12 protein-coding genes are annotated in these 14,496 nt (G+C 31.8%); 3 read left to right on the forward strand and 9 right to left on the reverse strand.

What is annotated here, in order from left to right:
- Window positions 1-71: 71 nt before the first annotated feature.
- A complete protein-coding gene (locus tag ACX6U0_RS01240) occupies window positions 72-683 on the forward strand; it encodes a TetR/AcrR family transcriptional regulator (RefSeq protein WP_464958191.1) in 612 nt (203 codons plus the stop codon).
- A gap of 90 nt (window positions 684-773) precedes the next feature.
- Here the strand turns inward: ACX6U0_RS01240 and ACX6U0_RS01245 are convergent, their stop codons facing one another.
- Window positions 774-2,003, reverse strand: a complete 1,230-nt coding sequence (locus tag ACX6U0_RS01245) for an MFS transporter (RefSeq protein ID WP_464958192.1) — start codon at window positions 2,001-2,003, stop codon at window positions 774-776.
- A 228-nt stretch (window positions 2,004-2,231) separates the two neighbouring features.
- On the opposite strand from ACX6U0_RS01245, the gene ACX6U0_RS01250 reads away from it, so the two are divergent.
- Complete coding sequence (locus tag ACX6U0_RS01250; protein WP_464958193.1) at window positions 2,232-2,402, forward strand: hypothetical protein; 171 nt, start codon at window positions 2,232-2,234, stop codon at window positions 2,400-2,402.
- A gap of 128 nt (window positions 2,403-2,530) precedes the next feature.
- Here the strand turns inward: ACX6U0_RS01250 and ACX6U0_RS01255 are convergent, their stop codons facing one another.
- The 8 genes from ACX6U0_RS01255 to ACX6U0_RS01290 all read right to left on the reverse strand — a co-directional run bounded on the left by ACX6U0_RS01255 (window position 2,531) and on the right by ACX6U0_RS01290 (window position 12,330).
- Complete coding sequence (locus ACX6U0_RS01255; RefSeq protein ID WP_464958194.1) at window positions 2,531-2,956, reverse strand: protein-tyrosine phosphatase family protein; 426 nt, start codon at window positions 2,954-2,956, stop codon at window positions 2,531-2,533.
- A gap of 150 nt (window positions 2,957-3,106) precedes the next feature.
- Window positions 3,107-4,582, reverse strand: a complete 1,476-nt coding sequence (locus tag ACX6U0_RS01260; RefSeq protein ID WP_464958195.1) for a SulP family inorganic anion transporter — start codon at window positions 4,580-4,582, stop codon at window positions 3,107-3,109.
- Window positions 4,583-4,846: 264 nt separating this feature from the next.
- Window positions 4,847-5,524, reverse strand: coding sequence for a response regulator transcription factor (locus tag ACX6U0_RS01265; RefSeq protein WP_464958196.1), 678 nt, complete (start codon window positions 5,522-5,524; stop codon window positions 4,847-4,849).
- Between the two features lie 705 nt (window positions 5,525-6,229).
- Window positions 6,230-7,420, reverse strand: a complete 1,191-nt coding sequence (locus tag ACX6U0_RS01270; RefSeq protein WP_464958197.1) for a chromate transporter — start codon at window positions 7,418-7,420, stop codon at window positions 6,230-6,232.
- A 229-nt stretch (window positions 7,421-7,649) separates the two neighbouring features.
- Window positions 7,650-8,282, reverse strand: a complete 633-nt coding sequence (locus tag ACX6U0_RS01275; protein WP_464958198.1) for a hypothetical protein — start codon at window positions 8,280-8,282, stop codon at window positions 7,650-7,652.
- Between the two features lie 115 nt (window positions 8,283-8,397).
- Window positions 8,398-10,062 carry an AMP-binding protein gene (locus tag ACX6U0_RS01280; RefSeq protein WP_464958199.1) on the reverse strand — a complete coding sequence of 555 codons (1,665 nt, stop codon included), beginning with the start codon at window positions 10,060-10,062 and terminating at the stop codon, window positions 8,398-8,400.
- A 134-nt stretch (window positions 10,063-10,196) separates the two neighbouring features.
- A complete protein-coding gene (locus ACX6U0_RS01285) occupies window positions 10,197-10,838 on the reverse strand; it encodes a LysM peptidoglycan-binding domain-containing protein (RefSeq protein ID WP_464958200.1) in 642 nt (213 codons plus the stop codon).
- 241 nt (window positions 10,839-11,079) lie between these two features.
- Entirely contained in the window at window positions 11,080-12,330 is a 1,251-nt protein-coding gene (locus ACX6U0_RS01290) for a cation:dicarboxylate symporter family transporter (protein WP_464958201.1), read from the reverse strand.
- 643 nt (window positions 12,331-12,973) lie between these two features.
- Between ACX6U0_RS01290 and zwf the strand changes: the two genes are divergently transcribed.
- Window positions 12,974-14,482 carry a glucose-6-phosphate dehydrogenase gene (zwf, locus tag ACX6U0_RS01295; RefSeq protein ID WP_464958202.1) on the forward strand — a complete coding sequence of 503 codons (1,509 nt, stop codon included), beginning with the start codon at window positions 12,974-12,976 and terminating at the stop codon, window positions 14,480-14,482.
- Window positions 14,483-14,496 lie beyond the last annotated feature (14 nt).

The raw sequence follows: 14,496 nt of genomic DNA on the forward strand, positions 1-14,496 counted from the left end.
TTTGTTCGTTAATGAACAATTGACAGATAAATTGATGGTTAATTTTATTTAGTAAACATGGGAGATCACAAATGACTATTAAAAATAACAATATTGATAGAAGAATATCAAAATCTAAAAATGCGTTAAAGGAAGCTTTATTAGTTCTAATGAAGAAGAAAGATTTTAAAAAGATTTCAATCACTGACATCGTACAGCTTGCGGATTTAAATCGAGGTACTTTTTATAAGCATTACCAATATAAAGAAGATATTTTAGAGGAAATTATTGATGATGTCATAACAGACTTAATTGCATCATATCGAGAACCGTATAAGGAAAGTGAATCATTTGATGTAAGTAAACTCTCTCCATCAGCGATTAAAGTTTTTGATCATGTTTGGAAATATGCTAATTTCTATACTCTGATCGTACAATCAAATGCATTACTTGGATTTCAAAATAGATTTTGTAATGTATTAAAAACATTAGCACTGCAAGAGCTTAGTGATCAAATGTCTAATCCAAACATAAATCGAGAATTACACGCAAGCTATCAGGCATATGCCATTTTAGGAATGATCATAGAGTTGGTTAATGAAGGATTTAAATACAGCTCTAGTTATATGGCTGAGCAATTGTTAGAAATCATCATGAATAGTAAAACAAATACAATCGTTAAACCGAATATAGTAGCCAATTAAGGAATTGAAAAGGACTGTTAAATGAATTACACCTTCATTGTTAGTCGTATCTAACTTTGGGTCATAATCATAACAGTCCTTTAGTTGACATTAACTTTCTGAAAGAGATTTGATTTTTCTGAGTGAAGGAAATAAATACATCCAAAGACAGGCAACGATTACCGTACCGATGCCGCCAATAAATGCAGCTGGTACTGCTCCCATAAAGCCTGCTAATGTTCCAGATTCAAATTCACCAAGTTGATTGGACGTTCCGATAAAGAGAGAATTCACCGCGTTTACTCTTCCCCTCATTTCATCTGGCGTTTGAAGCTGAACAAGTGAAGATCTAATGACCACACTGACAACATCCGATGCTCCAATCACTAGTAATGCAAATAATGATAAATAAAGATTTGTTGACACTGCAAACAACATTGTAGCAAATCCGAATACTCCTAAAGCGGCGAAAAGTTTTGGACCAATTGCTTTTTTTAATGGAAAATTAGCTAATATAATCGACATAAGTAATGCTCCAATTGCAGGTGCTGTTCTCATTAGTCCCAATCCAAAAGGTCCCGTTTTAAGGATATCTTGTGCAAAAATTGGTAAAAGTGCTGTTGCTCCACCTAGTAGTACTGCAAATAAATCAAGCGAAATTGTACCCAATATGATTGGATGACGACGAACAAAAACTAGGCCTGAAAAGATTGAACTTAGTGTTACAGGTTCAGAAATTCTTTCAACTTTTTTAGAGTGAATTGACCAAGTAAGAATTGAGGCAACTAGTAAAGATGCCGTTGCAGTACTATATACATAAGTAGGACCAAATGCATATAATAATCCGCCAATTGATGGACCTAATATCTGAGCTGTTTGACCAGCTGATGTACTAAGTGCAATTGCTTTTTGCAAAATAGATTTGGATACCAATTGTGGCAAAAGTGCAGCAGACGATGGACCTTCAAATGCGCGGCATGCCCCAAGAACCATTGCAGCTAGTAATATTTGTTCACGGCCAAGCCAACCAAAAAGATTGCCATAAAGTAGAAGTCCCGCAACACTGGCTTCTATGATTTGGCATAAGTAAACGATTCTTCTACGATCAAAGCGGTCTGCAACTTGACCTACTACTAAAGTCAGTAACACCATTGGAACAAATTGTGCTAGTCCAACTAACCCAAGACTAAATGCATCATGAGTTAACGAATACATTTGCCATCCGATTGCAACAGACAACATTTGAAAAGATGATGAAGACAGCATTCGTGAACCCCAAAACTTCACAAAAGATGGCTGTCTTAGCAGTGCTCTCCTTGAATCTCCCAAAACAAACCTCACACCCTTTTTCTACGAACAAAATATATGTAAATATTAAGATATACAACTGATATATTATACTAAATTTTCACCAAATTTGTTGAAAATTTGTACTAAAAAGTATATTATATTGTATCGTAGTATAATTTTGTTAATGATTAAATCTACTTATTGATGACGGAAACAATATAAAAATTTTATATTTCAATTTTACGTCAAACAACTATTGAATGGGAGAAGAAATATAAAATGAAATGGTTAATAGTATTTGGTCCTCTTTTAGAATTAGCGATTACCGCTGGAGTTGCAAAATTCTGGGCAGATGATTTTAGAGAAATCGCACCCATTATTATCCTCCAATTTTTACTTTACACATTTCTAATTACACCAATACTCTTATGGGGCTTTTTCTTCAGATAGTAAATATTGTTAATTGAATGTTCAATTCCTTCCACAAACTTATTGGTATTAGCAAAAAAAAAGATGACATCATATAGTCATCTTTTTTTAGTATATTTAAACGGATTGTTTAATTTTTATAAATGAATTTATGATTCTGGAAAAATTTCTTTTAATGAACTCTTCATCTCAGGTTTAAATTTAATCGTTGGACGAATTGAGCGAACCATTTCTTCCGCTTCTTCAATTGTTTTCGCTTGACCTAATGCCAGTAATGTACCAATTGCTACAGTACCTGCACGTGTATTTCCCCCACCACAATGAAAGTATACTTTTTTATTATTTTCATAAGCATCTTTCACTTGATGTAAAGCTTTCTTTAATGACTCAGCTTGATGTTCTTGTTCATCAACAATGGGAGTATGTACACGATTAATATTTGAATCAAAGTCATACTCTCTTACTCGTAAATCAAACACTACGTCTGCCTTTTCATGTTCCATCATTTCAGATACATCATTTGCTCCACCGAAATATATACGGTTTTTAATTAATTCTTGGTATTTTTTCTCCAAAATTATTGCCTCCTTTATGCTGTCATATAATTTTACTATATTTTTACTAATTTTTTTAATTAACAAGCATTGGTTTCTTGAAAAAAAGCTCCTTATATAGAAGGAGCTTCGGTTAGTATACAAGGTATAAAAACTAAGAGATTTTGAGTCTTACTGGTTCACTGTTTGCTTTAATACACCTGGTTTATTGTATACTCCAATCGAATCAATAATTGACTTACTAGATCCATTTAGTCCAATTATTTTTGTTTTAATTCCGTTTTCATGAAGCTTTAAAACAATTTTATCTATTGCAGAAACACCAGATTCATCCCAAACATGTGCATGAGATAAATCAATTTCTACAATTTCAACATCATCTTTAAAATCTATTGCATTTACAAAATCTGTTACAGATGCAAAAAATATTTGACCTTCCACAGTATAGAAACGTGTGTTGTTTGAATCTATCAAAATGGATGACACTTTAACTTTTGAAATTTTTGCTGCAAAGAAAATAGCACTTAAAAAAGTACCGACAATTACACCAATTGCTAAATTATGAGTTGAGAGTACAAATCCAACTGTGATGACCATTACAGTAGCATCTGTTTTAGGTAATTTAAAGAGCGTTTTTAAAGATGACCAATCAAATGTACTAATTGAAACAAATACCATTACGGATACAAGTGCAGCTAAAGGTATTTGAACGACTAACTTATTTAAAACGATAATGAAAAACATCAAAAACGTTCCCGCGATAAAAGTGGATAAACGACCTCGGCCACCTGATTTAACATTAATAACAGATTGTCCGATCATCGCACATCCAGCCATTCCGCCAAATAATCCATTTACGATATTTGCAATCCCTTGACCTTTGCTCTCAAGATTTTTATTACTTGAAGTATCTGTCAGATCATCTAGTATTTGTGCAGTTAGCAATGATTCAATTAATCCAACTAAGGCAAGTGATATTGCATATGGGAAAATGATTGCAAATGTTTCAAATGATATCGGTACGTTAGGTAAGATGAAACTTGGTAAAGTTCCTTGAATATCTCCCATATCTCCTACTGTTCGAACGTCGCTTCCTGTGATAATTGCTATGATACTAATGATTAGAATTGCAACTAATGAAGATGGAATGACTTTTGTTATTTTTGGAAATAAATAAATGATTACTAAGCCCCCTGCAACCATTGCATACATCTGCCAAGATTCACCGATAAAGTAAGGTAATTGTGCAGTGAACACTAAGATTGAAAGAGAATTTACAAAACCAGTCATCACTGAACGTGGTATAAATTTTACTAATTTTCCAATTCCTAAAAATCCTAATAAAATTTGTATAACACCAGTTAAGATAGTTGCTGCAAGCATATATTCTATTCCATGATTTTTAATTAACCCTACTAATACTAATGCCATCGCACCAGTCGCTGCAGAAATCATTCCTGGTCGACCACCAACAAATGAGATCACTACAGCAATACAAAACGATGCATATAATCCCATCATTGGATTGACTCCAGCAAGAATGGAAAACCCAATAGCTTCAGGAATTAATGCTAATGCAACAACAATTCCTGAAAGAACATCTCCTCTTACGTTCGAGAACCACTGTTGCTTAAAATATCCTTCCACATTTTTTACCTCACTTACTATTTTGTATTGAAAGTGTTCATTGATATCTAACAGTATTGATATCGTTCCGACTCGATAAAAACCATTATATCTGTATAACTCTACGTTAACAATGAAATTATTTTATACTTTTTAATTTTAATGGAAATAAAATAACCGCTCAGGAAAAAATCGAGCGGTTGTAACAATTACTAAATAGAATTTTCTGAATCAAGATAATATACAGTGCTAAAGCTTTTAAAATAGTAATTCAGTTTATAATTCTTAACAAATACGTATCCAATTATTTTGAACGGCTTTAATGACAGCATTTAGACGGTCTTGAACTTGCAGTTTATGAATGATGTTTGAAACATGGTTTTTCACTGTTTTATTTGAAATAAATAATTCACTACCAATTTGTATATTAGAATATCCTTTTCCTAACAGTTTTAGAATTTCGATTTCCCTTTTTGTTAACATCTTTTTTAAAGAGTTTTCATCTAATGGTACACCTTGGTTACTTTTTTCAACTAAACGTATATTTTCTTGGATCACATCATGTGTTAAGCGATGATCTAAGAAGAAATGACCATTACGTACTTGAGTGACAACTTGAATTAAATAGTGCTCATCGATGTCAGTTAAACAAATACCATTAACACCAATGTGTAATAATCGGACAATTTCTTTATATTCTAAATTATTTTTGATAATAATAATATTTGTAGCATTGTCTCTAAGCTTAATATTTTGAGCCTTTTTTTCCATTTCTTCATTTTTAACATGACAAATAGAAATCGTATCATTTTGATCTAGTAAATATAAATGGTCTAGCTCTTCTTTTTTAACGACCATTTGGTGGTGTTCTAAAATAGTGCATATACCGGAAACAAAAAGTGAATTCTCTACAAAAATAATTGTTTTGTTCTTTTGATGATTATTTACCCTATTTGCTAACAAATTATTTCATTCCCATCTAAGTTGTTTTAATTCATCTCTGTATTTAATACGATGTATACATATTTATTAAAATTACATTAATAACTGAACATTTATTATTGTACATTGTTTTTTTAAGAAAATATATTAAGCGATTGTAATTTTAGTATTAAGTAATACTTAGAATACATGTTTTTTTATACAAATATTAAACACTTTTAGATGAAATTCCGGATTTTATGAAGGGGTTTTGATTGATAATAAAAGAAATAGACAAAACTGTGTTTAAAATTTAAACACAAATGGGGAAATGAATTTCGTATAATTGGGATATATTGTAAGAGTTGCGGATGAGAAATCCATTACAAGAACTTCGACTTCGGAAACATTACAAATCTAACCTTCTGGCATTATCCTAATTATCTCTTAATTAGAAAAAGAATCGGTTATAGATCTTTCATCGCTCACGAATTGGAGTTACTTAAGGATTTGTTGTATATAAAAAATCAAATAATATCCTCAATCATCAATGGGAATTAACATTAATACCAACTCTTGGGTATTTTACACTTCTCAAATGAATTATCTAGCTCGGCTAAAAGTTTCATTAAAAAGGTTAAACATCAAATCAATAAATTAAAAGTAGGATCATTCAAGATCCTACTTTTTTTAAATAAGTCTTAGAATCCTCAAATGATATCCTTTCTTTATCCTTGTTACATAAAGTTAGACATAAAAGGATCCTCCCACAACACCAGTTAAAACAACTAACCAAGGTGGTAATTTCCAATATGAAATCATACTAAATAAAATTGCTGCAAATACAAAGTCAATTGGATATAAAATCGTGCTTGTCCAAATAGGTTCATAAAATGATGCGATTAAGATTCCTACTACTGCAGCATTTATGCCAACTAATGCGCTTGAGATTCTATTATTACCCCTTAATGTATTCCAAAAAGGTAAAGATCCTAAAATCAGTAGAAAAGCAGGGAGAAATATTGCAAAAGTTGCTATGAATCCACCCTTCCATCCATTTAATACTGCTCCTATATATGCTGCAAATGTAAATAATGGTCCAGGGACAGCCTGCGTTGCACCATATCCTGCTAAAAAAGTTTCTTTATTAATCAGTCCTTGTTGAACAAATTCGTGCTCGAGTAGCGGTAATACAACATGTCCTCCACCAAATACTAACCCCCCTGTTCGATAAAAACGATCGAAGAGATCAATCCAAGGTAACGCAGTAAACTTACTTAGTATTGGTAATATAAAGAATAAGAGAAAAAATAAAGTTAAACAAAACAGAGCAAAACGTTTCGAGACCCTAATGATCATGTTAGTTTTTTCGTCTATCGAAGTATTTTTTTTGAAAATAAATAATCCGATTAACCCAGAAATTAAGATGATCACAATTTGGGAGAATTCCGAAGTCCAAAGTAAAGTAACAATGATTGAAAACAAAGCAACTGTTTTTGTTTTTAAATCTGGTGTTAGTTTTTCAGACATACCCAAAATTGCATGAGCAACTATTGAAACTGCCACAATTTTTAATCCATGTATCCAACCAGTATGGATGAGTGCAGAATGCTGAAAAAACTTTGCAAAAATGATTAGTCCTATGACCGATGGGACAGTAAATCCAATAAATGAAACAAATCCTCCAAGTATACCTGCACGAATTAAACCAATTCCAATTCCAACCTGGCTACTTGCTGGACCGGGTAAAAATTGGCAAAGAGCAATTAAATCTGCATAAGATTGTTCGTCAATCCACTTTTTTTTACGCACGTATTCTTCATGAAAGTAAGCCAAATGAGCAACAGGTCCTCCAAATGAAGTCAATCCCAGCTTGGTTGAAACAACCAATAGTTCTATTAATAATAAAAAAGTATTTTTGATCTTCTTCTCATTCATAAAGCACCTTCTAATTCATTTTCAGTTTGCTTTATTAATTTTAGCTTATACAATACTTTTATTTTAAGGTGTTACATATTTTTTATATAAACTTTACAATCTCTTATTAAAATGACACTCAAAAAATGTTTATTTATATTCAATAATAATGCGGAACGCGAAGGGAATCTTATTTCGAAATAAAAAATATTCTCGTATTGTCCTATCGTTTAATTTTTGTTGAGAGTTTTTATTCTGGTGGCAATTTATAAATTACGTTTCCATTTTTATCTAAAAATTCCATACAAGGAACATCAAATTCATCAATTGCTAAACGTATTCGTGGATTCCCTTCACGATCCATTAATTTCACAGATACATCACCATTTTTACTTTTACCCATAAATGCACGCTCTACATTACCACTCCATAGGTTTGCAATTTCTTCTTCTTTTATTTTTTCATCCATTAATATACTTTCGATTTCTTTATGTTTTTTTATCATGTCCGGAAGTGGCGTGCAAGGTCGATCATATATCGTAAAACCATATTGTTTATCTCCATTTTGATCAGTATAATGCATTTGTACTACTTGATCTTGTTTATATTGATCAAAAGTAAGAGAAGCTACTGCGTGATAATTGCCCTCTTCGTCAACTTCATTGCCATATATTAGTCCACCAACCTCATCGCCATCATTGTTATAAAACATCATTCCTGAGCAAGGATCATTTTTTCTATGATTTAAAAAGATTTTGTTATTCATCATTCCAGGTGGGATATGGTCATTATTAAAAAGTGATAACTTAACATTACCGTTTTTATCAACGATATTTAATTTTTCAACTTCTAAGCTATCGATTTTGATATATTTATTATTCATCCTATTTCTCCTTAAATAGTTTTTTATTATATTTTCTAGGTTTTTCCAAACATTTCCTGTAAAAAACAAAAAACAAAGTTATAAACTACTAACTTTGTTTTTTTATTTATTTATATTAAATTGATTGAGTATTTTCTACAGCTAGTTCTCTTAAGCGAAACTTTTGAATTTTTCCTGAAGCTGTCATTGGATATGTATCAACAAAATCAATATATTTTGGTATTTTATGTTTAGATATTTTCCCTTTACAGTAAGCTTGGATTTCTTCTTTGCTAATGGATACTCCTTCTTTTGGGATAATCCATGCCATAACTTCTTCACCATACACTTGATCTGGTACTCCTACTACTTGAACATCTAGAACTGATGGGTGAGTATATAAAAATTCTTCAATTTCTCGAGGATAAATATTCTCTCCACCACGGATGATCATGTCTTTTAATCGACCAGTAACTTTACAGTAACCATTTTCATCCATAATTGCTAAATCACCTGTGTGCAACCAACCTTCTGCATCTATTGCTTCATTGGTTGCACTTTCATTTTTATAATAGCCTTTCATTACATGATAACCTCTTGTGCATAACTCACCTTGTACGCCCCTTGGTACTTCATTTGTAGTCCCAGGCTCAACAATTTTGACTTCAACATTTGGAAGTGCTCTCCCAACAGACTCTACTCTTAATTCAATAGGATCATCTGTACGTGTTTGTGTAATAACTGGTGAGGATTCTGTTTGACCATATGCGATAGTTATTTCAGTTGCACCCATTTTTTCGATAACAGCCTTCATAACCTCTATCGGACAATTTGATCCAGCCATGATTCCAGTTCTTAAACTAGATAAATCATAGGTAGAAAAGTCTGGTTCATTTAATTCTGCGATAAACATCGTCGGTACACCATGTAAGCCAGTACATTTTTCATCCTGAACCGTTTGTAATACTTTTTTAGGATGAAACTCCTGCACAGGTAACATTGTCGCACCAACAGATACACAAGCCATCGTTCCTAATACACAGCCAAAACAATGAAAGAATGGGACTGGAATGCAAAGACGATCATCTTTTGTTAACTTCATACAATTTGCAATATTATAGCCATTATTGACAATATTTGAATGTGTTAGCATAACTCCTTTCGGGAACCCTGTTGTGCCCGAGGTATATTGCAAGTTAATGACTTCATGAGGATGCAAAGAATCCATTCTTTCATTCAATTCATGATTAGACACGAATTTTCCTCGTTCCATTATGTCATCCCATGAAAATGTACCAGGATAATGTTTATTCCCTAATACAATTACATTTCTTAAATATGGAAGGCGAGTACTGTTTAATTCACCTGGTATGGAGTTCTTTAATTCTGGTACAATTTCATATAACATTTCGATATAAGAAGAATCTTTAAATTGGTCCATTAAAATGATAGTTGTAGAATCAGATTGTTTCAATAAGTATTCTAATTCTGATGTACGATAATTTGTATTGACTGTAACAAGTACAGCCCCCATTTTCCCTGTAGCAAATTGTGTTGTTAACCATTCCGGAGTATTGGATGACCAAACTGCAATATGATCACCTTTCTGAATGCCAAGATTCATTAGACCTTTAGCTGCATTTCGACAATGGTTATTAAATTGTTCATAACTCATTCTCAATCCTCTGTCTGCATATACTACTGCTTCATGTTGAGGATGCAAGTTTGCTTTTTCCTCTAATAGTTTTCCAATTGATACATCTAATAAATTTGTCATCTTATCCTCCTTATAAGTTAGCATGTACTTAAAAGTATACGCTTTCAAAATTAGATAAAAAGTATAAGTATGAATATTCTATATATTTGAAATATAACCTTCTTTCGCAAATAAAAAGATGTAAAAGAATGACCTTTTACATCTTCTATCAATCATATTTATTTTAATTTAATAGTTTGTAGCATTTCGATCATCTGCGGCGTAATCCCCTCTGAAGCTTCTTTGTTTTCAAAATGTATTGTGAATCTAACAAGTTTACCATCCACTCTTTTGACAACAATATTTTGTTGGAATTTAGCATTATGAGCGTGTAAGAAAAAGTATGCATTTTTATAAAATGGTACTCCAACATCTGTTTTAAGTTCTGTCACTTTCCCAGTTGAAGAAAGATAAAGTTTTGAATTTGCTTTTACATCACTAATTTTAGCCTTGGCATCTAATACTTCAATACGTGTAAAATAATATCCATTTTTCTTATAGAGCAAAATATATTTCCCAGGTTCCTCAAGTCCAAATGAAAAGCCATTTTTTGGCTGTAGAACGACTTTTACCTTCATTGCATCGTAATTTATATTATTACTTATGATGAGTGTTTTACCTGCATATATTTTGTCAGATTGCAGTCCATTTAACTTCTTCAGTATAGTAACTGTAGTATGATATCTTTTTGCAATGGAATATAAAGTGTCTCCTTTTTTAATTTTATACGTAATCGTTGCGGCATCTGTTGTTTGAGTAAATCCGAGCATAGTGGTTAGACCTAATGTTAAAGCAGCAGTTTTTATAAAACTACGTTTCATTAAAAAGCCCCCTATATCTCTATTTTTTTGTCATGACTTTATGAAACATAGAGTCATGATTCAAACGTATATTCCGCACATTAGAATGCAATTATTAAGAAATTAATGCGCATTTATAGGTATATTCAAGATTTACATAATTTTTTCCTTCAATTTGTTAAAAAGTCAATTTTTTGTGAGGTATGAAAGGTTCAAAAAAAGAAGAAGCTCAAAAGAGCTTCTTCTTTTTTAAATACTATTTTTATGCAATTTTCTTTGCATTTTCTGAATTAGGAGTAAATTCCCCTTCCCATTTCGCAATTACGACAGCTGCTAATGAGTTACCAACAACGTTTACTGCTGTTCTTGCCATATCAAGAATACGGTCAATACCTGCAATAAATGCTAAGCCCTCTACTGGAATGCCAACAGTACCTAAAGTAGCTAATAGTACGACGAATGATACGCCTGGTACTCCTGCAATACCTTTAGATGTAACCATCAATACTAGCATTAATGAGATTTGATCAGTAACTGATAACTGAATACCATACATTTGTGCAATAAAAACAGCTGCTAATGCTTGGTATAATGTTGATCCGTCTAAGTTAAAGGAATACCCTGTTGGAATAACGAAAGACGAAATCGCTTTTGGTACACCAAATTTTTCAACTTTCTCCATAATTCTAGGTAAAACCGTTTCAGAACTTGCAGTTGAATAAGCTAAAAGTAATTCATCTTTAATCAACTTCATAAATTTGAAAATATTTACGCCCACCATTTTAGCAACTAAACCTAATACTACAACAATAAAAAATGCCATCGTTGCATAAACAGTAATAACTAATTTTCCAAGTGGTATAAGTGATTCTAAACCGAATTTAGAAACAGTGACTCCTATTAATGCAAAAACTCCAAATGGAGCAAACTTCATGATTTGATTTGTAATATAAAACATTGTATCTGCTGTACCTTGGAAAAATGCAAGAACTGGTTTTCCTCTTTCACCTACTGCTGTTAATCCAAGACCAAATAAAACTGAGAAGAAAATAATAGCTAACATATTTCCTTCAACGAATGCTGCAAAAATATTGCTAGGAACAATATTTACAAACGTATCGGCAAACCCATGACTTTTTACTTCAGATGCAGTTTCAACATAGCTGTTAATATCAGTTTTTTGTAGTGCACCCATATCCACTCCTGAACCAGGATGGAATATATTTGCAACGAATAGACCAATAATAATAGCGACAGTTGTAATAATTTCAAAATAAATGATTGTTTTACCGCCAAGGCGACCAAGTTTTTTTGTATCTCCTACACTTGCGACACCAACGATAATACTAGAAATGACAATCGGTATAACAATCATTTTAATTAGTCTAAGAAAAATGTCTCCGATTGGTTGTAAGTAACTAGCTACATTGGGGTTACCAAAAAATATAGCACCCACGATAATCCCTACTACTAGTCCAATTAAAATTTGCCAAGCTAATCCAATTTTTTTCATTTTAAAAAGTCCCCCTTTTTTACAAGATTTTAGTCATAGAGTAGATACCAAGAAATAAAACCAATGAAGTTTTCCCTCTTAATGGTATTTGGCATTCTGCAATGGCTTCCTCTGTAAACGATGGAACTTTAAATTACCCATCACTCACAATGAATTTGAAAATTTGTTAAAAATGCATTAGAAAAAGTTATATAAAAAATAGTATAACAGAAATCATTACGATTTCAACTTTGAAAGATTTACCAATAAAATGGAAATGATTAATTCTAAAACCCTTATCATATATGGAACTAATCCAAATATCTTAATTTTTTATCTCGAAATGAATGTTCAAAAATTTGCTAATGTTCATTTTTATATCATAATATTATGTCTTTTATATCAAGTTATAAAGCTGTTCTCCATGAAATAATCAACAAGTAAAATAAGGAAAAATTAGGAATTCATCCTGTTTACGTTTGAATATGTTTTGTTTATGATTAAAGTAAGAAAATAAGCAAAATTATTTATTTTTTGATAATCAATTGAGTTTTTAGATAAAATGTGACACTTTTTTATGTAGAATTTACGTAAATTGAATAATCACAATTGATTATTACTAAAATAAGTTAGTAATTTATGATTAAGAAGTGAGGTAGTATCATTGAAAAGTACAGAAAATCGTCCTAAAGCTGTGATCGTTATTTTTGGTGCAACTGGAGATCTTGCAAAAAGAAAGTTATTTATTTCTATTTATAGACTGTTTTTAAGTCAAAAAATAGATGAAGATTTTGCTGTAGTTGGTGTTGGGCGTAGAGCATGGTCAAACCATGAGTTTCGTGAAACAGTTAAGAAATCAATTCAATCTTCTGATCAAAGTCAAAATGATATAGATAGCTTTCTTTCTCATTTTTACTATCATCAATTTGATGTGTTAGAACCATCTTCGTATTTAGAGCTAGGTACTCTATTAACGAATATGGATCAGCATTATTCTATACCAGGAAATCGAATTTTCTATTTAGCGATGGCACCAGAATTCTTCGGTACAATTGCCAAACAGTTAAAAGAACAAGGGTTAACGGATACAAATGGTTGGAGCAGACTAGTCATTGAGAAGCCATTTGGTCATGATTTACCAAGTGCAATTGAATTAAATAAAGAAATTAGAGAAGCATTTTCTGAGAATCAAATTTATCGAATTGATCATTATCTAGGTAAGGAAATGGTTCAAAACATTGAAGTTATTCGTTTTGCAAATGCAATGTTTGAACCGCTCTGGAATAATCGTTTTATATCTAATATACAAATTACTTCAAGTGAAGTTTTAGGCGTTGAAGACCGAGGTAGATACTACGAGAATTCAGGTGCTTTAAAGGATATGCTTCAAAATCATATGCTACAAATGGTTGCCTTACTTGCAATGGAGCCACCGATCAAACTAACAACTGAGGAAATACGTAGTGAAAAAGTAAAGGTTTTTAAAGCACTTCGTAAAATTGAAGAAAATGAAATAAAGAATTACTTTGTTCGTGGACAATATATTGAAGGTACATTACAAAATAATAAAGTTCCTTCATACCGTGATGAAGAAAATGTTGATCCAAACTCACAGACTGAAACATTTGTAGCCGGTAAACTATTCATTGATAATTTCCGATGGGCTGGCGTGCCTTTTTATATTAGAACTGGAAAACGAATGGCATTAAAATCCACAAAAATTATTGTTCAATTTTCTGATATTCCTATGAATTTGTACTATAATACGAAAGAACAAATGACACCAAATCTACTGATCATACATATACAACCAGACGAAGGTATTACACTTCAATTAAATGCTAAGAGATCAGATGCCGAAAGTTATACAAAACCAATACAATTAACATTTAATAATAATTGTGTTGATTGCATTAATACCCCTGAAGCATATGAAAGACTAATCTATGATTGTATGCTTGGTGATGGAACGAACTTTACCCATTGGGATGAAGTAAAATATTCTTGGAGTTTTGTTGATGTTATCGCTCAAGCGTGGACAAATAATCTTGCTCCATTAACAACATATGAATCTGGATCAATGGGACCTAAAGAATCTGATTCATTACTTGCAACAGATGGACATAATTGGTGGCCAGTTTCAGATCTCTTAAATGATAATAAAGATAAATAATGTAAAAACCCTTG

This window comes from Gottfriedia sp. ABJ_BB2_2, from assembly GCF_055484705.1.